Source organism: Pseudomonas sp. 05T35, from assembly GCF_056396605.1.
Genome location: NZ_JBFTLU010000058.1, coordinates 1 through 19,446 on the forward strand (window position 1 = coordinate 1; position 19,446 = coordinate 19,446).

The following is a 19,446-nucleotide window of genomic DNA, read 5'->3' on the forward strand; positions in this document are numbered from 1 at the left end:
GGCTGACAGGACGCCATCGCGAGCAGGCTCGCTCCCACATAAAAGCCCTTCGCCCCACATCGCTGTGGGGGAAGGGCCCTGGCTTAGTTCAGATGGGTCTTGAGCTCAGCCGCCGCTTGTCGCACTGCGGCCTTCACTTCAGGTATCTGGCTCAGCGGATTGAGCAGGCCGAAGTCATGAATCATCCCGTTGTAGCGCACCGCGGTCACCGGCACGCCGGCCGCGTCGAGGTGGCGGGCGTAACCTTCGCCTTCGTCACGCAGCACGTCGAATTCGGCGGTCTGCACCAGCGCGGCAGGCAGGCCCTTGAGCTGTTCGGCGCTGGCATTCAGTGGCGAGGCGTGGATCTGCGCACGTTCGGCCGGGCTGGTGGTGTAGTTGTCCCAGAACCACTGCATCATGCCTTTGGTCAGGAAGTGGCCCTCGGCAAACTGCTGGTACGAGCCGTTATCGAACCCGGCGTTGGTCACCGGCCACATCAGCAACTGGAAGCGCAGGGTCGGGGTGTTCTGCTCCTTGGCCATCAACGCTACCACCGCCGCCATATTGCCGCCGACGCTGTTGCCGGCCACCGCCAGGCGCTTGCCGTCGACACCAATGTCCTTGCCGTGCTCGGCCACCCATTTTGTGGCGGCGTAGGCCTGGTTGATCGCGGTCGGGTAGTGGGCTTCCGGCGACGGGGTGTAATCGACGTACACGGCAACTGCCCCGGAGCCCACCACCAGATCACGAATCAACCGTTGGTGGGTCGGGAAGTCGCCCAGTACCCAACCGCCACCGTGGAAGAACATGAACACCGGCAATTCGCCTTTGGCCCCGGCTGGGCGCACCACTTTCAGGTAGGTCATGGACTCCGGCAGCTTCACGGCGGCGGCCGATCAGTTGGGCCTGTCCAAGCAGTTCGTCAGTCGCCGGCTGATGCAATTGGAGGAGCGCCTCGGCGTGCGCCTGCTCAACCGCTCGACCCGGCGGCTGGACGTCACGCCCTTGGGGCAGAGTTATTACGAGTCAGCCTTGCGCCTGCTCAGCGAAGTCGAACACGTGGAGCAGGGCATCGCCGGCCAGACCGCCGAGCCACGCGGCATCATCCGCTTGAGCGCGCCGCTGTCGTTCGCGGTGGCGCACTTGGGGTGCCTGCTGCCGGTGTTTTTGCAGCGCTATCGCGACGTTACGGTGGAAGTGGACTTGAGTGATCGTCCGGTGGATTTGCTCAGTGAAGGCTACGACCTGGCATTGCGCATCGGCGTGCTGGAAGACTCGACGCTGATCGCCCGACGCCTCGCCTCCATCCAGCGGGTGTACTGCGCCAGCCCAGACTATCTGGCCGAGCGCGGCACGCCGGTTCACCCCGAAGATTTGCACAGCCATGACTGCCTGCCTTACGGCCACGGCCGCCAGGTGCAATGGCGGTTCGAAGGGCAGGGCAAACCACTGACCGTGAACGTCACCGGAAGGATGCGGGTCAWCAACGGTGAATTGCTCAAGGACGCGGCCATCGCCGGCATGGGCATTACTTATTTGCCGACCTTCATTGTCGGTTCGGCCTTGAAGGACGGGCGGCTGGTGCCGGTGCTGGACAACTTCCGCCCTGCGCCGTTGACGTTATCGGCAGTCTATCCGCAGCATCGCCAGGGCTCGCGACCGGTGCAGGCGTTGATCGAGTTCTTGCGTGAACGGCTGGATCGGACCGAGGACGCCTGAGGCGGTGGGCGTAAAAAGAAATTTTATCAGCATGATTTTTCCAGATTCGCACATCCATACAATCGCTCTGCTACAGCGAAGCCGAAAATAGCCCCTCTCAAACGTATCCGGAGAAGTGTTATGGCAACCGCAAAAGCAGCACCAGGTAAAGGTCTGATCAATCCGAGCAACCACGCTCTGATCCTGATCGACTTTCAGTCGCAGATGTCATTTGCGACCAAATCCATCGACGCTGTTTCACTCCGCAATAACGCTGCACTGATCTCCAAGGCAGCGAAGGAGTTTGGCGTTCCGACCATTCTTACCACCGTCGCCGAAAAAAGTTTTTCGGGCCCCATGTTTGAGGAAATTACCTCGGTCTTCGCCGGTCAGGAACTGATTGACCGGACCAGCATGAATACCTGGGAAGACGAGCGTATAGCCGTCGCTGTGAACAAGATCGGTCGCGACCGAATCGTTCTTGCCGGTCTCTGGACTTCGGTCTGCATTGTTGGCCCGGCGATCTCGGCGCTTGAACAAGGCTTCGAGGTCTACATCATTTGCGATGCGTGCGGTGACGTTTCGGATGAGGCTCATGAGCGCGCTATCGAGCGCATGATTCAAGCCGGTGCGCGTCCGATGACCTCACTCCAGTACCTGCTGGAACTGCAACGTGACTGGGCTCGCAGCGACACCTATAACGAGACGGTGAAAACCTCTATCGCTCACGGCGGCGCTTATGGTCTTGGTTTGATTTATGCCAAAACCATGTTTAACGCATCGGAAGGTCACTGATCTGAATTGCGCCTCTTCCTTGGTAGGGGAAGAGGCGCACTCAGGCGAGCGGTGGGGAGCAATGGAACATGTCCACATCTGATATGAATACGACGACTGCACCGGATGTAGCGCTGTGTTGGCTACGCATCACCGGTGTACTGATGCTGTTGCTGGTGCACGGATTGCCCAAGCTGTTCAATTTTGAGCACGAACTGACGTTGATCGAAGACCCGTTTGGCATGGGGGCTCGGTTGACCTTGTCTCTGGCAATTTTCGCGGAAGTGTTTTGTCCGATATTCATCGCAGCCGGACTTCTGACGCGCCTTGCGACACTGCCTGTGCTCTTTTTGCTGGTTGTCTCGGTTATCCGGGTTCATCCCGAGTGGAGCCTGGCCGAGGGCCAGTTCGCCTGGCTGCTGCTGATCATCTTCTCGACGATTCTTGTCGGCGGGTCTGGAAAATTGGCAGTAGGTACGAGTCTGTCGCATCGCTGGCCGCTCCTGAGCAAACTGTAGGGAGAGACGGGTGAGTACGATGACCAAAGAGCAGCCACCGACAACGTCGGCCTGGCAGCCGCTTCGTTATGGATTGTTTCGCAGTCTGTGGCTCGCGAGCATTGCATCCAGCATCGGGACGTGGATGCATGAAGTGGGTGCTGGCTGGCTGATGACCTCTTTGTCGGCCAGTCCTTTTATGGTGTCTCTGGTGCAGGTAGCGGGTGCCGCTCCCATGTTCCTTCTCGCGCTGCCCGCTGGTGCGCTGGCCGACATCATCGACAAACGACGTTACCTGTTGGCTGTCCAGACAGGGATGGCCGTCATTGCGCTTGCGCTCGCCTTGATCACCTTGGCGGACCTGATGAGCGCGACGCTTTTACTCCTCTTTACGCTGGCCATGGGGGTTGGAACAGCGCTGACCATGCCCGCGTGGTCGGCGTTGACACCCGAGTTGGTTCCCGCGAACGATCTGCCCGCCGCGATATCGCTTAGCAGCGTGGGGGTCAACGTTGCCCGAGCACTCGGACCGGCCATCGCTGGCATCATCATCAGCCTGGTAGGGCCATGGGCGACATTTGCCGTCAACGCCCTGTCTTTCTTTGGCGTTATCGCAGTGCTCGCCTTGTGGCGTCGTACGCCACAACCGTCCGTATTACCGGCAGAACGGCTGTTTGGCGCTATCCGTGTGGGTTGGCGCCATGCCCGTAGTTCACGCGAACTACAACGAGTCATGGTGCGTGCCCTGGCGTTCTTTCTCGGCGCAAGCGCCGGTATGTCGTTGCTTCCACTGATTGTGCGAGGTGAGTTGAAGGGCAGCGCTGAGCAATTCGGGATCTTGCTCGGTTGCGTCGGGATCGGGGCGGTCGCGGGCGCAATGTTCCTGCCCGCAATTCGTCGTCATATTGCGGTCAATCTGCTGGTGGCATCGGCCAGCCTTATCTATGCGGCAGTCTTGCTGGCGTTGGCATGGGTTCGGGATTTCTACCTGCTTGTCCCGGTGATGCTCATCAGTGGTGCTGCCTGGATCGCGGTATTGTCCAGTCTTCAGGTGTCTGCGCAAACATCGGTACCGGCGTGGGTCAGGGCCAGGGCGTTGGCGGTCTACATTCTGACGTTCTTTGGCAGCATGGCCATCGGCGGTGTGGTGTGGGGGCTGATCGCCAGCTGGCTGTCGATCTCGATATCGCTGAGTTTTGCCGCTGTCATCATGGTGCTGGGAGTCGCGGTGGGCGGGTGGGTAAAACTGCCCGCGCTGAGCGCAGAAGACCTGGCCCCTTCGCTGCATTGGCCTCAACCGTTGATGAGTGTCGATGCTGATGGTGAACGTGGGCCAGTCATGATCACGGTCGAGTACGAGATTGACACGGCGCACGCCGATGCCTTCAAAGAGGCCATGGACGACGTACGCAGAATGCGCCAGCGCAATGGTTCTTTTTCCTGGCAACTGATGCAGGACACCGAAAATCCTCAACTCTGGATAGAGCTGTTTTTTGACGAGTCCTGGCACGATCATCTACGCCATCACAGTCGAGTCACTCGCGCCGAGTTGAAAATCGAATCAGCCGCCCGGCGCTTTCAAATCGCTGGAAAGCCTGTACGAATTCGGCACCTGCTCAAAGGCTGACGGGTTAGTCCTGCTCAAGAGCAAAATCAGGAGGTCATCGCGGCGCCGCCCGCCCAGGACTGTCTCTGCCAGGGCTAGATTTTGAAGCGTCCTACCAGCCTTTCAAGTTCATGGCCCAGGCGTGCAAGTTCGGCACTCGAAGAAGCGGTTTCTTCGCAGGTGCTTGCCGTCTGGTCGGAGATGTCGCGAACGTTGATCACACTGCGATTGATCTCCTCGGTGACCGCGCTTTGCTGCTCTGCGGCCGTGGCGATTTGCTGATTCATTGACTGAATGATTGATACCTTGCTCGCGATGTTCTCCAGGGCGCTAACAGCGCGATGGGTAAACTCCACGCTGCTTTCGCTCAGCAGCAGGCTGCTTTCCATTCCTGTGGCAACGCCGTGAGTGCCGCTTTGTACGCCGGCTACCAGAATTTCAATTTCTTCGGTGGAGCGCTGGGTGCGTAAGGCGAGATTACGCACCTCGTCCGCCACCACCGCAAAACCACGGCCAGCCTCTCCGGCGCGGGCTGCTTCGAYGGCCGCGTTCAGCGCCAGCAGATTGGTTTGTTGGGCCACGGCCTTGATCACATCCAGTACGCCGCCGATTTTATCGCTTTGTTCCTGGAGATGGCGTACCGCGTCTGCCGACTGGTTGAGTTCTTCCGCCAAGCGCGTGATCTGCACAATGGCATCACCCATGATCTGCTCTCCCTCGCAGGCTTGCTGATCCGCGATGGACGCGGCAGCAGAGGCTTCATCGGCATTGTGTGCGACGTTTTGCACGGTAGCGGTCATCTCGTTCATCGCGGTGGCGACATGATCTGTTTCGGCTTTCTGGTTGTTGACGCCTGCATTCGTATGTTCGGCGACCGCCGATAGCTGTTCGGCAGCGCTGGCAACCTGGATGACACCGGATCGAATGCCGTCGATCAGTTCATGAAGGTTGAGCGTCATCTGCTGAAGGCCTGATTGCAGCTGGCCCAGCTCATCACGCCGGTTGACCTGCACTTGCTCGCTCAAATCACCCTTGGCAATACGGTTCACCACCTGGAGTGTGTGCTGCAATGGATTAACGATCTGTCGGGTGATGACCCACGCTGCGAGTGTGCCCAGCAGCAGAGTCAAGGCCGCGACAAGACCCAGCAGGGTCATGGCAGACACGGCATCGGCATCGCGTTTGGCATTTTGCGACGCTATGAGTTTTTGCGTCGTGTCGAGCAACAGGTCGCCCAACTGCCCCATACGTTTAAACAGTGGCGCCTGGTCAGTGTTGGGTTGGGTCAGGTCATGCAGCAGTTGTCCGTACTCTTTGACCGAGTTGTTCTGCTGTTGAATCAGGTCTTGATCAAGCGGGTCAGTGAAATGTTCCCTGATACTGTGCAGATGGGCTGCCAGGTCATCCAGGGTGTTCTGCAGCGGTTGATAGGCATCCGCTTGAGGGTGTGTACCTATGCGTAAACGAATGATTCGCAAGTCTTTGGTGTAATCGCTGATTTGAGCAATTTTTTCAATCTTAAGGCCGCGGTCGGTCAATGTAATAATTGCATACCAGCCGGTGGCGGCCAGTAACAACGCAAGCCCTAGTACCAGGCCGAACCCCAGGCTTAATTTAGCGCTGACACGGAAATTGCTGATCCAGCCGAACATAAGGACTCCAGGTAATAATGCAGGTTGATTGATCATGGCGCCCTGAATGTCGACCCTGAACCCCAATGCTTTAATTTTAGAATCGCCACTCTCATGTTTCAGATGGCGTTTCGGGACATTTGTAAAAAACATCAGGGTGTATGAATCAGTTGGTTGTAACGTGACTGAAAGGATACAGCTCTACGCCTGTCGGGCTTTGCCAGAGATATCCTCTCCTTAACTAAGGATGTTTTTCGGGCGCCAAAAGTGTTGCCTTGTGCTTTAGTCGAATGTTCACGCTCGTCTGGTTCTGGTTGCCCCGTATTGATGGCGCAAGCGCCTGAAAATCGCGCAGGGCAGTGGCAGGTGATTTAAAGATGGATCGCTTGTTTCAGATAAAAAAACAGCTGGTCTTGACAGTCTCTGTAGTGGCTTTCAAGGTTTTCAACCTCCCACATCCGAGCGAGCCATACCTCATCACATGCCGCGTCTATATGCTTGACAGTGGATCTCCAGGAGGCGTGAGCATTATCAATTGCCTGAAGTAATTGTAAGAGTTCCTCATTTATCGGAAGCGCTTTTACTGGGGCTTTTCTCAGGGACATTTAAAGTACCAGGCGTCGATTTTTATTGTGTGTTGTGCACTATAAGGTTCAACTCGTGGGAGCAGTATTCGACTTATGGCTAGCGAGGTAATGAAGTGGCAGGCCGTTCTTAGTGGTCAGTATTCATTGAACTTATAGTGCGTTGATCATGGGGGCGGAGTGATAGTGCTGCAGGATTTCAGCAGCGGTGCGTACAAGCGGATTCGGTTCGGCCAAGTAAGTCGCACTCACCTTAAACCTCAGTTCAATCAGTCACGGCAACGCTTTATCAGCTCAACAACCGGCTTGATTTCGCTGTTCATCAGCAAGATGGGGTATTGATCCGCAGCCGCTCACAAGGCTTGCACCTTAAGTATTGCACCGTGGCATGACCCGGTCAGGGTCCAAGTCATCGCGCCACCCCCACAGGCCCAAAGCATCTGCCAACCCCTTCCAAGGCACCGTATAAGGCTGTTCGCCAGCTTTCGATAATCGCCTCCGACATTTCGTCCCCCGAGTTCGGAGCGCGCCATGCACAACAACAATAAGAATTTGCCCCATCTTCTGCCAGCGGTCATTGTCGGCCTGTCGATGCTTGGCCTGAGCGCTATCGCCAAGGCCGATATCATGCTGTACGACAAGGACCAGACCACGTTCTCTACCGACGGCTACATCAATGCCTTTTACGTGAACAGCAAGGTTGATCGCGCCGGTGATCAGTTCGACCGCCGCCAGGCCCGGGTGAAGATGGGGTTTCTGCCCAACTATCTGGGCTTCAACATGGGCAAGCAGGTCGATGACCTGAAACTCGGGGCCCGGGCCTCCTTCTGGGTGACCATCAACGACAGCCAGACCAAGGGCACCGACACCGCTATCGATGTGCGCCAGTTCTATGGCACCGTGGCCAATCCGGAATGGGGCGAGGTGCTGATCGGTAAGGATTTCGGCCTGTTTGCGCGCTCCAACATCCTGCTCGATGAACTGCTCACCGGGTATGGTCAGGCCAGCGATAGCCTGGGCCTGGTCGATGGCGGCGGGGTGTCGTTCGGCAATATCGGCAGCGGTTACCCGTATCCATTCCCCACCTCGCAGATCRCCTACCGCACGCCGGTCATGGACGGCTTGCGAGTCGCGGTGKGCATCATGGATCCGGTGAGCACCAACGACAGCAGTCCGACCGGCAAGGCCTATCAGCAGAACCCTCGCACCGAGAGCGAGATCACTTACCAGTTCGATGTGGCCGGGGCGAAGATTTACAGTTGGGTCAACGGCAGCTACCAGACCTCGGACAACACCGACTCTACCGTCAACTCGGTCACCTCCAAAGGCGTCGGTTACGGCGTGCAGGCGAAGATGGGCGGGCTGTCGCTTACCGGTTCCGGCTTTCAGGCCAAGGGTATCAATCCGTTCTTTACCAACAACGCCGGCCAGCCGACCCTGAGAAATGTCGACAGCGATGGCTACTTGCTGCAGGGCTCCTACACGCTCGGCAAGAATCGCCTGGCGCTGTCTTATGGCAAAACCAAGGACGATGGTAACGGTGTAGTCGGCAGCGGTGCGGATTACCAAACCCGCGGTGTGGCACTGTTCCATGAGGTCAATGACAACCTCAAGCTGGTCGCCGAATACAACCAGTTCGAAATCAAAGGCCATCAAACCATTGCCCAGAACGAGAATACCGATACCTTCGCCGTCGGGGCCGTGCTGACCTGGTAAACCCCGATCATCCGCCCGGCTGTCTTTGCAGGCGCGATCGCCAGGATCGTCGCCTGCTGCAGCGCCTGCACAGATTGCTACACACACACATCCCATAGGCACCGCCGAAGGCTGCGATCCTTCGGTGGCAACGCCTGCTCGACCGGCCTTTTCATCCCATGGAAGCGGCTAACCCCTACCCAAGTAGCATTCGTGGTGCCCGGCAGGCTTCGTACACTCAGGCCTCATAGTGCGCGCCGGCAGGAGGCGAAGATGCAGCAGGCCCAGAATGAGGGTGTCGTCAGTGCAATGTCCCAGGCGACCGATGCCCGGCTGGTGGCCCAGGAACTGGCGCGGCAGCTGTTACACCCGCACTTGGGGTTCGTGTTGTTTTTCTGTTCCGCCGAATACGATTTGCAGGCGCTGGGCGTAGCCCTGGAGCAGAGTTTCGGCGGTATCCGCCTGGTGGGGTGCACCAGCGCCGGCGAAATCACGCCCCTTGGTTATGGCCGCAATTGCGTGACAGCGGTCGGTTTCGATCATCGGCACTTTTCCATCGCCACCGAACGGATCGACGAAATGGAACGCTTCAGCCTGATCGACGCCCAGCGGATGGTCGAGCGGCTGGTCAGCGACTGTCGCAGCAACACCCTGGCGCCGATCAAGGGCAACAGCTTCGCCCTGACCCTGCTTGATGGCCTGTCCAGTCGTGAGGAAATGGTCCTGGCTGCCCTGAGTGCGGCGCTGGGGGACATTCCGCATTTCGGTGGCTCAGCCGGCGACGACAATTACCTGACCCACACTCATGTCTATTTCGAGGGTGAATTCCACTGCGGCGCAGCGGTGGTGGTGCTGGTCAATACCTGGCTGGATTTCGAAGTGTTCACCACCCATCACATCCTGCCCCGCGAAGAGAAGCTGGTGGTGACGGGCGCCGACAGCGCCCAGCGTCGGGTCTTCGAGCTTAACGCCGAGCCCGCCGCCGAAGAGTACGCGCGCCACATCGGTGTGCCGGTGGCCGAGCTCGATCACCGGGTATTCGCCGCCCACCCGCTGGCGGTGCGGATCCACGACCAGTATTACGTCCGGGCGATCCAGCAGGTTCATCCGGACCTGAGCCTGAGTTTTTATTGTGCGGTAGAGAACGGCATCGTGCTGACCGCCATGACCCCCGGGCCGATGCTGCCGAATCTGCAACATTTGTTCGACGGTTTGCAGGCGCGTCTCGGCGAGCTGCTGCTGACCATCGGTTGCGATTGTTTTCTCCGGCGCCTGGAGCTGGAAGACGGAGATGGCCTGGAACAGATCGGCGCGTTCTTGCGCGAGCAGCGGGTGATGGGTTTCAACACCTATGGAGAACAGTTCAATGGCATGCACATCAACCAAACCTTCACCGGAGTTGCCATTGCCCGGAACCGAACCCCTGTCAGTCGTTGAACTGCAACAGCAGGTTGTCCGACTGCAGCATGAGAACCGCAAGTTACAGCGGATCAATGACGCGCTGATCGAGCGGATCGAATCCGGGGTGACGCGGGGCAATGACCCTTACTCGGCCTTTCAGCATTCGGTGGTGCTGGCCGAGCAGGTCCGTGAGCGCACCGATGCATTGAACCAGGCGATGGCCGAACTCAAGGCCGGCAATCACTTGCTCAGCGAAGCCCGGCTGCGGGCCGAAACCGCTCACCGGTATCTGATCGACGCGATCGAGAGCATCTCCGATGCCTTCGTGCTGTTCGACGAAGACCAGCGCATTGTGCTGTTCAATAGCCGATTCAAGGCATTCTGGGCCAACAGCAAGGTGCGGATTATCGCTGGCATGCGGCTGGCCGAGGTCAAGCGACTGATGACTGCCACCGGGCTATTCAATGAAGAACCGCGAGGCCATGCCGACGAGCAACTGCTCTATCGGCTGCAGAGCGGTTGTTGGCTGCAAGTCAGCGAGCGGTCCACCCGGGAAGGMGGGCGGGTGATGCTGTTTACCGACATCACCGAGGTCAAGCTCAGCGAAACCGTGCGCCGCGAACAGGCTGTCGCGCAAAAGTCCCGTCTGTTGCAGCGTGCGGTGGACAACCTGTCCCAAGGGGTGGCCATGGTCAGCGCCGAGGGCATCCTGGAGTTGTGGAACCGGCGCTTCCTCGAACTCAGCGGCCTGGCGCCGGTGGCCGCTCACCGGCCCTTTGCCGAGGTGATCGGCGACAGTGAGTTGCGCCTGCTGACCCCGGACAGTCGCGACGCCAACGGGAGGATCATCCACGAATGCGAGCAGCGCCTTTACGACGGACGGGTACTGGAAATCCGCACCCATCCGCTGCCCACCGGCGGCTTCGTCAACACCTTCACCGACATCACTGAACGCTATCAGCATGCCGAGGCCCTCAGTGAGAGCGAGCGCTGGATTCGCCTGATCACCGACCATGTGCCGGCGCTGATCGCCTATCTGAATGCCGATCTGGTCTACGAGTTCACCAACAAGGTCTATGAAGAGTGGTATTGCTGGCCACGGGGCGTGATGCTCGGCCAGAGTCTGCGCGAGGTGCACAGCGAACAGCACTATCAGCGGCTGGAGAGCTATGTGGCGCGGGCATTGGCGGGCGAGAGCGTGACCTTTGAGGTGGCCGAAACCAACATCAATAATCAGGAGCGCTACATGCTGCGCTCCTATGTCCCGAACCGTCTGGCCAGTGGTGAGGTGGTGGGGATTTTTGTGCTGATCCGCGACATCACCGAGCGTCGCAGAACGGCGCAAGCGCTGCACCAGGCCTATCAGAATCTGGAGCTGCGGGTGCGCGAGCGCACGGCCGAATTGACTACCCTGAATGACCAGTTGCTGCGCGAGATCGACGAACGCAGTCGGGTCGAATCGCGCTTGCGCGAGGCCAAGCTGGAGGCCGAACAGGCCAACCTGTCGAAAACCAAATTCCTCGCTGCCGTCAGTCATGACCTGCTGCAACCGTTGAACGCGGCGCGGCTGTTTACCAGTGCGCTGCTCGAGCGCCGCGAGCCGGTAGCCAATGCGACACTGGTGCGCAATGTCAGCAATTCCCTGGAGGATGTGGAGAATCTGCTGGGCACATTGGTGGATATTTCCAAGCTCGATGCCGGGGTGATCAAGGCCGATATCGCGCCGTTCGCCCTCAGCGAATTGATCGACAACCTGGCCACCGAATATGCCCAGGTGGCGCGCAGCGAAGGGCTTGAGTTGCACTTTGTGGCCTGCTCGGCGCTGGTGCGTAGCGACATCCAGCTCTTGGCGCGGATCCTGCGCAACCTGTTGAGCAATGCGATTCGCTACACCCCCGGCGGCCGGGTAGTGCTGGGCTGCCGACGGCATCGCCGACACCTGTCGATCGAAGTCTGGGACAGCGGCATCGGGATCGCCGAGGAGCGTCTGGAAGAGATTTTCCAGGAATTCAAACGCGGTGATGTGCAGCGCCCGAACCAGGATCGCGGGTTAGGCCTGGGCTTGGCTATCGTCGAGAAGATATCCGGCATCCTCGGCCACCGGATTCGGGTGCGCTCGTGGCCGGGCAAGGGCTCGATGTTTGCCGTCGAAGTTCCCCTCAGCGCCACTGCGCCCAAGGCTCAGCCGAGCCCGGCGATCAGCGAGCCGATGCTCGAACGCCTGCGCGGTGCGCGGGTGTGGGTGCTGGACAACGATGCAGCGATTTGTGCCGGCATGCGGACCTTGCTCGAAGGCTGGGGCTGCCTGGTGGTCACGGCATTATCGGAAGAAGACCTGGCGCGTCAGGTGGACAATTACCATGCCGAAGCCGACCTGCTGATTGCCGACTATCACCTGGATAACGACTGCAACGGTGTCGATGCCGTGGCGCGGATCAACGCGCGTCGGGCCCTGCCGATACCGGCGATGATGATCACTGCCAACTACAGCAACGAACTCAAGCAACAGATCCGCGAACGGGGCCACACCCTGATGCACAAACCGGTGCGGCCGATGAAACTCAAGACTGCGATGAGCCATCTGCTCGGACAGCCTTGAGGTGCGAGCGAAGAGCCAAAGATCGCAGCCTGCGATCTTTGGCTCTCGCGGCAGAAGAACCTAGCGCCGCAGATAAGCGCCGAAGTCGATGTCCCCGGCACTGAGGATCGCCTGCACCCGGTTGTGCACGTTGAGCTTGCGCAGGATCGCCGAGACGTGGGCCTTGACCGTGGTTTCGGCGATGTCCAGGGTGTAGGCGATCTGCTTGTTCGATTCACCCTTGGTCATGCGTTCGAGCACCAGCAGTTGCTTGCGGGTCAGGGCCTGGAGCAATTCGGGCGGAAAGCTCGGGGTTTCGCTCATGCGTCGAGTGAAGGCGCTTTTTTGCGTACGGATGATGTCCGGCGGCAGGTAGACGTTGCCGTTGAGGATCTGCTCGATTGCCTCGGTCATTTGCGAGCGTGGCGAAGACTTGGTGATAAAGCCCACGGCGCCATAGGTGATGGCTTGCAGCACCACCTGTTTGTCCTGCTCGGCAGAGACGATCACCACCGGAATGGTCGGCGCCTCGTTGCGCAGATTGATCAGGCCATTGAGGCCATGCATGCCGGGCATGTTCAAATCCAGCAGGATCAGGTCCAGGTCGTCGTGCTGCTGGGTCAGCGTCAGGGCGCTCTCGAGGTCGGCAGTCTCCATCACCTCGCTGCCCGGAAAGCCGTCGCTGATAACGTTGTGAATGGCTTCGCGAAACAGCGGGTGATCGTCGGCAATCAGAATTTTATACATGGCCTTTCACCTCGTTATTGTGATTAGGGTGGGGCAAGGGTTCTCAGGCTATGGCGTCAGGGAAAGGCGCTGCCGGCGACGCAAGGCACGCGGCACAGGCTCTCATCCTGTTTGTCATGGAGCCATTACATGCCAGGGACGGCGCTTTGTGAATGCGACCATAGATAAGAAAACCAGTACTAAAGTAGGAGACGGGTTATCCGGCCTTGCGTAGCGCTGCGTGCTGGGGATTGAAAGTCAGCACCGCAAGCGAGCTGAACAGCAGGGTCAGCCCCAGGCACACCGCCAATGCCAGCAGATTGAGGCGTTCGTACAGGGCAAAACGCACCAGCTCCACCGCGTGGGTAAATGGGTTCAGGGCACAGAGCCAGTATAACCACTGACTGGCCTCGAGCATCTTCCACAACGGGTACAGGGCCGATGACAGGAAAAACAGCGGGAAGATCACGAAATTCATTACCCCGGCAAAGTTCTCCAACTGACGAATCGCGTTGGACAGCAGCAGCCCCAGGGCACTGAGCATCAGGGCCACCAGCAGCAGCACCGGCAACGCCAGCAGCAGTCCCGCCGCCGGTGGTTGCACGCCGTACAGCCAGGCAATGGCGAGGAAAGCATAAACCTGCAGCAGGGAAATCAACGAGGTGGCCACTAGTTTGCTGCCCAGCAGAAAGGCTCGCGGCAGAGGGCTGGTCAGCAGCACCCGCATGCTGCCCATCTCCCGGTCGTAGACCATCGACAGCGAACCCTGCATGCCATTGAACAGCAGGATCATGCAGGCCAGGCCGGGGATGATGTACACCTCATAGGGAATGTAGGTGTCGTAGGGATCGATAATCGCGATACCCAGGGCGGCGCGAAAACCTGCGGCGAACACCAGCAGCCACAATAGCGGGCGCACCAGGGCACTGAGAAATCGCGTGCGCTGCAACACGAAGCGCAGCCATTCGCGCAACACGATGCCGCTGAAACACCGCCAGTATGCGTTCATCGGGGGCTGACTCCGATAGTGGCCGCGAGGCCGGGTGAAGGGGTGAGGCGGGCGAAAGCGGAATCAAGATCGCCGCCGTGCTCCCGGCTCAGTGCGTCCGCCTGTCCGCTGGCGACCAGCCGGCCCTGATGGAGGATCAGCAGGTCATCGTCGGGGTGCACTTCGTCCAGCAGGTGGGTGGTCCAGAGCGCACTGATCTGTTGCTCGTGACACAGCGTGCGAATGTGCCGATTGAGCGCCAGGCGGCTGGCCGGGTCGAGGCCGGCACTGGCTTCATCCAGTAGCAGCAAGCGCGGTTCGTGGAGCAGGGCGCGGGCAATTTCCACCCGCCGGCGATGCCCGCCATTGAGTTCACGAACCCGTTCGTGCCGTCGCTCGGTCAGACTTTGGCGCGCCAGTTCGGCATCGATCCGCCGCTGGCTCTGGCCACGCGACAAACCCTGCAGCGCGGCGTGATAGCGCAGGTTCTGTTCGATGCTCAGGTCCAGGTCCAGAGTCGCAGACGTCAAGGGCGTTCATGGCGTGACCACCACGCCCCATGGGTAGCGTCCGACCTTCACCGATTTGATGACCTTGAGGCTGTTGACATCGATCACCGATACATCGCCGCTGACCCCGTTGGTCGCCAGCAACTGGCTCTGATCCGGGGTAAACGACATCTGCCAGACACGTCGCCCGACCAACAGGTAGTCGAGGATCTCGAAGGTTTTTGCATCGATGACCGCCACATGGTTGGCCGGGCCCAGTGCGACGAAGGCGTACTTGCCGTCGGCGCTGAGCTTGACGCCCACCGGTTGCACCTTGTCCGGGTGCACGCCCTTGATCTGGAATCTCAGGGTCTTGAGGATCTTGCGGGTCGCCACGTCGAGAATGGTCACCGTGCCGCCGATCTCGGCGGAAGCCCAGAGTTGCGAGCCGTCCCGATTGAACTCGACGAAACGCGGCCGCTGATCCACCAGGGTGCTGTCGGTCAGGGTCTGGGTGCTGGTGTCGATCCAGTGCAGCATGTTCGTGGTTTCACTGGTGTTGACCGCCCACTTGCCGTCGGGGCTGACCGCCATGCCTTCGGGTTCGACGCCAACATTGACCTGGCCCAGGACCTTGGCGGTTTCGGTGTCGATCACCGTCACCAGTGCATCGTCCTCGTTGGAGACATACAGCCAGCGGTTGTTGGGGTGCAGGGCAAATTGCTCCGGGTCCTTGCCCGAGGGCAACTCCTTGATGATCTTGCGGGTGGCCACATCCATCACCTGGACCCGGTCCGAGTCGCTGGCGCAGATGTACAGCAATTTATTGTCGTGGGACAGCAACAGCCCGCGCGGGCGCTGGCCCACGGGCAGGGTCTCGGTGACTTGCAGCGTCTGCATGTCGATCAGGCTCAGGCTGTTGTCTTTCTCGTTGGAGACCCAGGCGGTGCTCGCCACGGCTTGCCCGGCGGCGAGCAGGAGGGCGCAAGTGAGCAGGGTGCGGCGCATGGCGGATTCCTTATTGTTGTTGTGGTGGTTTGATCAGGGATAGCGGCAACTCACTTCAGGTTTGTCGAAACCCAGGCTGTCCATTTCATTGGTGGGGTGTAAAAAGCCGTCCTCGGGCGCGGTGCTGACCAGCGCTCGCGGCTGGACGATAGGGATCGGCTGGCGCAACTGACCGTTCCATGGGCGATAGCTGAGTTTGCGGCCCTTGAAACCGTCCAGTGGCAACTGGTCACTGAGTTCCAGTTGGCGAATGGCGACCGGGTCGGTCTGGCGCAGTTTACTGACTGCGCTGGCGATGCTGCGCACGGCGACCCAGGCGGCGAAGTCGCGGTCGTTCATATAGCGTCCGGCCAAGGCTTCGAAGCGCTTCTGCAACTGGGCGGCCCCGTAGGTTTCCACGGTGTGGTGCCAGCCGGTTGGGGTCAGTCCCTGGGTGCCGGCCACGGGGCGCGGGTACCAGGTCTGGTAGGGGACGTATTCACCGAAGTCGCCGCGCTCATCCGCCACCAGCACCACGTCGTATTCGGCGGTCTGGGTGAACAGGGGCATGTCGGCCTGGGCGCTGCGGCGCTGGTCGTTGTCGAACGTCCAGGGTTTCTCGGCGACGATCTTCAGCCCGAAGCGTTTCATGGCCCGTCGCAGAGCGGCGGCATAGGCCTGGTCTTCCGGCGTCTGACCGACGATCAGCAACGCCCGCTGCCATTTGCGCACCACCATGAACTGCACCAGTGCATCGGCCAACATCGCCCGGCTGGGCAGACTGTGCAGCACGTTGGCCAGGCAGTCGGTGCTGCGCAGGCTGTCATCGGCACTGCCGGCATTGAACAGCAGGCTGTCGGGCAGGGCGGCGCTGAGCTGGCGCAGACTGTCCAGCGGCACATTCACCACGAACAATCGCAGGCCTTGAGCGTGCTGGAATTTGGCGGCTTCGAGCAACGCTTCGGGACTGTCGACGACGGTGCTTTGCAGGTGATAGTCGTGTTTGAGAAAGCGCCCGGTGCTGTTGCTGTCGATGATTGCCAACTCGGCGCCTCGCAACCCCGCATCGGTGGGTTCGGGGATGACAGTGGACAGCAATGGTCCGGGATCGGGGCGATAACCCAGGTAGCCGATGCGCACTTGCAACGGGTCGTCGTCCGCCTGGCTCTGGGTGGCCAGCAACGCGGAGCAGGCAATCGCCAACCAATAGAACAGGGCGTAACCAATAAGCTGGCGCATAGGGCACTCCACTTCGTATGGCRCCAGCATAGGAAGTCCGGGAGGGCAGCGAAATATGCAGAAAGTACCAGTGAGCCAGTACCAAGGTCGTAACTTGCCAAGTGCGGCGCGGTTTTAGCATGGGTAACAGCCACCCATCCAGAGCACAACGATCATGCGAATTCTTAAAGCATTGCTCCTGCCGTTGCTGCTGATCCTGAGCTTGATCGGCGTCGACAAATTGCACGGAGCCCGCCCTGTCGCCGTGCTGGTGGTCCCCGTGACCCCAGGGTATTAGGCGCGCAGGCCGCCAATCGCCAAGCGTTTCGCCACAAGCCCTACTACCAAGGGATGAGCATGCGGCCACCAAAGCAGCATTCGGATCGTGCTGCGCTGTTCCTAAGATGAGCCCGTAGCCTCTGTAGAGAGGTAGTGCGTGCAATCTTGAGGGCAAAACAATGACAACAAAACGCAACGCCTTGCTGGTTGCAGGGCTGCTGACCGGTCTGTTCGGTGCCGGTGCGACCTGGGCCCATGGCAACGTGGTCCCCCAGGCAGTGGAAACCAAGGGCCTGACCCCGATCAAGGATGCCGGCGTGCAGGTCGATGCCGATGGCTGGGCAGCGGCGAATCCCTATCGATCCTCCCCTGAACATGACAAGGCTCTGGAAATCGGCTCTTCGGCCTACAACCAGAACTGCGCCGCCTGTCATGGCCTGGAAGCCAAGTCCGGCGGTATTGCCCCCGACCTGCGCCTGCTGGATGTCGGCGAAGCGGGTGATGAATGGTTCGTCCAGCGTGTCCGTAATGGTGCAGTGCGCGACGGTCGGGTCTACATGCCGAAGATGGCCGACTACCTGAGCCAGGAAGCGCTGTGGGCGGTGCGCACCTACCTCGACAGCGTGCATGTCGAGCAATGACCCATGCGCCTGCTCGCGGTGTTCATCAGTGCAGTGTTGTTGTGTTGCCAGGCGGTGCAGGCGCAGGTCCGCACCTTTGATCAAATGATCGCCGAAGGGGAGCTGAAGGTCGCGGTCTACAAGGATTTCGCGCCCTACAGCTTCGAAGAGGCGGGCACGCCACGAGGGGTCGATGTTGAACTGGCCCGGGCCCTGGCCAAGGCGCTCGGTGTCCGTCTCACGCTGATCTGGGCGCCGCCGGGAGAAAAGCTCGACGACGATTTGCGCGACTACATCTGGCGCGGCAGCCAACTGCGCAACCAGCAGTTGGCCGACCTGATGATGCGCGTACCGTATGACCGCGACTACTCACAAAAGCGCAACGAGCTCGGTGAGTTGGAGAACGGCCACGTAGTGATGTTCGGGCCTTACCAGAACGAGCAATGGCAGGTCGCTTACGACCGTCGTCGACTGGAGTCGGTAGGCAGCGTTGCGGTGTTCGAGCATCACCCCATCGGGGTTGAACTCGCCAGCGAGCCGTCGTTCTACCTGACCTCGGTGTTCAACGGCATGCTCAGGGCCACCGGAGAAATTTCCGGGTACAACAATAACCGCAGAGGTAGCCGTCATGACCCACCCCGTACGTCGTCAACCCTTCGCCCTCAGTGTGCTGCTCAGTGCCATGTTGCTGTCCGGCTCGGCCCTGGCCGCCGTCACCGATCAGGACATTCTCCAGGACCCGAAAAACCCCGGGCAGGTCGTCACCAACGGCCTCGGCGTCCAGGGCCAGCGCTACAGTCCGCTGGATATCCTCAATGTCAATAACGTGAAGGAATTGCGCCCGGTCTGGGCCTTTTCGTTCGGCGGTGAAAAGCAGCGCGGTCAGCAGGCGCAGCCGATGGTCAAGGATGGCGTGATGTACATGACCGGATCCTACTCGCGGGTGTTTGCGGTGGATGCCCACACCGGCAAGAAACTCTGGCAGTACGATGCACGCCTGCCGGACGACATCCGCCCGTGCTGCGACGTGATCAACCGTGGTGTGGCGCTGTACGACGACCTGGTGATTTTCGGCACCCTGGACGCCAAGCTCGTGGCCCTGAACAAGGACACCGGCAAAGTGGTCTGGAGCAAGAAAGTGGCCGACCACAAGGAAGGCTACTCCATCAGCGCCGCACCGCTGGTGATCAACGGCAAGCTGATCACCGGCGTGGCCGGCGGCGAGTTCGGGGTGGTGGGCAAGATCGAAGCCTACAACCCGAAAAACGGTGACCTGCTGTGGACCCGGCCAACGGTCGAAGGGCATATGGGCTACGTCTACAAGGACGGCAAGGCCATCGAGAACGGCATCTCCGGAGGCGAAGCCGGCAAGACCTGGCCGGGTGACCTCTGGAAAACCGGCGGTGCCGCGCCCTGGCTCGGCGGCTACTACGACCCGGAAACCAATCTGCTGTTGTTCGGTACCGGCAACCCGGCACCGTGGAACTCCCACCTGCGCCCTGGCGACAACCTCTATTCCTCATCGCGTCTGGCGCTGAACCCGGATGACGGCACCATCAAGTGGCACTTCCAGAGCACTCCGCACGATGGCTGGGACTATGACGGCGTCAACGAGCTGATCTCGTTCAACTACAAGGACGGCGGCAAGGAGATCAAGGCCGCGGCCACCGCTGACCGCAACGGCTTCTTCTACG

15 protein-coding genes and 3 pseudogenes are annotated in these 19,446 nt (G+C 59.9%); 11 read left to right on the forward strand and 7 right to left on the reverse strand.

Annotation, left to right across the window (positions count from 1 at the left end):
• Positions 1-83: 83 nt before the first annotated feature.
• Positions 84-842: pseudogene (locus AC1DH9_RS06740) on the reverse strand (alpha/beta hydrolase); the annotation flags it as partial.
• 4 nt (positions 843-846) lie between these two features.
• On the opposite strand from AC1DH9_RS06740, the gene AC1DH9_RS06745 reads away from it, so the two are divergent.
• The 4 genes from AC1DH9_RS06745 to AC1DH9_RS06760 all read left to right on the forward strand — a co-directional run bounded on the left by AC1DH9_RS06745 (position 847) and on the right by AC1DH9_RS06760 (position 4,578).
• Complete coding sequence (locus tag AC1DH9_RS06745) at positions 847-1,701, forward strand: LysR family transcriptional regulator (RefSeq protein WP_477807958.1); 855 nt, start codon at positions 847-849, stop codon at positions 1,699-1,701.
• Between the two features lie 120 nt (positions 1,702-1,821).
• On the forward strand, positions 1,822-2,475 hold the full coding sequence (locus tag AC1DH9_RS06750) for a hydrolase (RefSeq protein WP_427538527.1): 654 nt from the start codon (positions 1,822-1,824) through the stop codon (positions 2,473-2,475).
• 68 nt (positions 2,476-2,543) lie between these two features.
• A complete protein-coding gene (locus tag AC1DH9_RS06755; RefSeq protein ID WP_427538530.1) occupies positions 2,544-2,972 on the forward strand; it encodes a DoxX family protein in 429 nt (142 codons plus the stop codon).
• A 19-nt stretch (positions 2,973-2,991) separates the two neighbouring features.
• Positions 2,992-4,578, forward strand: coding sequence for an MFS transporter (locus AC1DH9_RS06760; RefSeq protein ID WP_427538533.1), 1,587 nt, complete (start codon positions 2,992-2,994; stop codon positions 4,576-4,578).
• 74 nt (positions 4,579-4,652) lie between these two features.
• On the opposite strand, the gene AC1DH9_RS06765 is transcribed toward AC1DH9_RS06760, so the two are convergent.
• Positions 4,653-6,209: a methyl-accepting chemotaxis protein gene (locus AC1DH9_RS06765; RefSeq protein ID WP_477807961.1), complete on the reverse strand. Its 1,557-nt coding sequence runs from the start codon at positions 6,207-6,209 to the stop codon at positions 4,653-4,655.
• Between the two features lie 1,094 nt (positions 6,210-7,303).
• Here AC1DH9_RS06765 and AC1DH9_RS06770 point away from each other — a divergent pair.
• The 3 genes from AC1DH9_RS06770 (at position 7,304) to nahK (ending at position 12,467) form a co-directional block, all read left to right on the forward strand.
• Positions 7,304-8,488: a porin gene (locus tag AC1DH9_RS06770; RefSeq protein WP_477807959.1), complete on the forward strand. Its 1,185-nt coding sequence runs from the start codon at positions 7,304-7,306 to the stop codon at positions 8,486-8,488.
• Between the two features lie 252 nt (positions 8,489-8,740).
• On the forward strand, positions 8,741-9,904 hold the full coding sequence (gene nosP, locus AC1DH9_RS06775) for a nitric oxide-sensing protein NosP (protein ID WP_427527126.1): 1,164 nt from the start codon (positions 8,741-8,743) through the stop codon (positions 9,902-9,904).
• Positions 9,834-12,467 carry a hybrid sensor histidine kinase/response regulator NahK/ErcS' gene (nahK, locus tag AC1DH9_RS06780; protein ID WP_427538539.1) on the forward strand — a complete coding sequence of 878 codons (2,634 nt, stop codon included), beginning with the start codon at positions 9,834-9,836 and terminating at the stop codon, positions 12,465-12,467. The genes nosP and nahK overlap by 71 nt, the downstream gene beginning before the upstream one ends.
• A gap of 60 nt (positions 12,468-12,527) precedes the next feature.
• Here the strand turns inward: nahK and AC1DH9_RS06785 are convergent, their stop codons facing one another.
• From AC1DH9_RS06785 to AC1DH9_RS06805, 5 genes and pseudogenes are all read right to left on the reverse strand, one after another.
• Entirely contained in the window at positions 12,528-13,193 is a 666-nt protein-coding gene (locus tag AC1DH9_RS06785) for a response regulator (protein WP_427527128.1), read from the reverse strand.
• 196 nt (positions 13,194-13,389) lie between these two features.
• Complete coding sequence (locus AC1DH9_RS06790; protein WP_427538542.1) at positions 13,390-14,181, reverse strand: ABC transporter permease; 792 nt, start codon at positions 14,179-14,181, stop codon at positions 13,390-13,392.
• Positions 14,178-14,681 (reverse strand): annotated as a pseudogene (locus tag AC1DH9_RS06795) (ATP-binding cassette domain-containing protein); the annotation flags it as partial. The gene AC1DH9_RS06790 and the pseudogene AC1DH9_RS06795, both read right to left, overlap by 4 nt.
• Positions 14,682-14,696: 15 nt before the next feature.
• Positions 14,697-15,656 (reverse strand): YVTN family beta-propeller repeat protein, encoded by a 960-nt coding sequence (locus tag AC1DH9_RS06800; protein WP_427538547.1) that lies wholly within the window; start codon positions 15,654-15,656, stop codon positions 14,697-14,699.
• Positions 15,657-15,689: 33 nt separating this feature from the next.
• A complete protein-coding gene (locus tag AC1DH9_RS06805) occupies positions 15,690-16,874 on the reverse strand; it encodes an ABC transporter substrate-binding protein (RefSeq protein WP_427538550.1) in 1,185 nt (394 codons plus the stop codon).
• A 154-nt stretch (positions 16,875-17,028) separates the two neighbouring features.
• On the opposite strand from AC1DH9_RS06805, the gene AC1DH9_RS06810 reads away from it, so the two are divergent.
• The 4 genes and pseudogenes from AC1DH9_RS06810 to AC1DH9_RS06825 form a co-directional block, all read left to right on the forward strand.
• On the forward strand, positions 17,029-17,151 hold the full coding sequence (locus AC1DH9_RS06810) for a hypothetical protein (RefSeq protein WP_427538553.1): 123 nt from the start codon (positions 17,029-17,031) through the stop codon (positions 17,149-17,151).
• A gap of 160 nt (positions 17,152-17,311) precedes the next feature.
• Positions 17,312-17,773, forward strand: a complete 462-nt coding sequence (pedF, locus tag AC1DH9_RS06815) for a cytochrome c-550 PedF (RefSeq protein WP_054596928.1) — start codon at positions 17,312-17,314, stop codon at positions 17,771-17,773.
• Positions 17,774-17,776: 3 nt separating this feature from the next.
• Positions 17,777-18,334 (forward strand): annotated as a pseudogene (locus AC1DH9_RS06820) (transporter substrate-binding domain-containing protein); the annotation flags it as partial.
• Positions 18,335-18,380: 46 nt separating this feature from the next.
• A partial coding sequence (locus AC1DH9_RS06825) for a PQQ-dependent dehydrogenase, methanol/ethanol family (protein ID WP_477807960.1) occupies positions 18,381-19,446 on the forward strand: 1,066 nt, incomplete at its 3' end.

Coding starts and splice junctions, on each gene's coding strand:
- nosP (WP_427527126.1), top strand. CDS start 8,741: ATGCAGCAGGCCCAGAATGAGGGTGTCGTCAGTGCAATGTCCCAGGCG.
- AC1DH9_RS06760 (WP_427538533.1), top strand. CDS start 2,992: ATGACCAAAGAGCAGCCACCGACAACGTCGGCCTGGCAGCCGCTTCGT.
- AC1DH9_RS06790 (WP_427538542.1), bottom strand. CDS start 14,181: ATGAACGCATACTGGCGGTGTTTCAGCGGCATCGTGTTGCGCGAATGG.
- AC1DH9_RS06755 (WP_427538530.1), top strand. CDS start 2,544: ATGTCCACATCTGATATGAATACGACGACTGCACCGGATGTAGCGCTG.
- AC1DH9_RS06785 (WP_427527128.1), bottom strand. CDS start 13,193: ATGTATAAAATTCTGATTGCCGACGATCACCCGCTGTTTCGCGAAGCC.
- pedF (WP_054596928.1), top strand. CDS start 17,312: ATGACAACAAAACGCAACGCCTTGCTGGTTGCAGGGCTGCTGACCGGT.
- AC1DH9_RS06810 (WP_427538553.1), top strand. CDS start 17,029: ATGCGAATTCTTAAAGCATTGCTCCTGCCGTTGCTGCTGATCCTGAGC.
- AC1DH9_RS06805 (WP_427538550.1), bottom strand. CDS start 16,874: ATGCGCCAGCTTATTGGTTACGCCCTGTTCTATTGGTTGGCGATTGCC.
- AC1DH9_RS06750 (WP_427538527.1), top strand. CDS start 1,822: ATGGCAACCGCAAAAGCAGCACCAGGTAAAGGTCTGATCAATCCGAGC.
- AC1DH9_RS06800 (WP_427538547.1), bottom strand. CDS start 15,656: ATGCGCCGCACCCTGCTCACTTGCGCCCTCCTGCTCGCCGCCGGGCAA.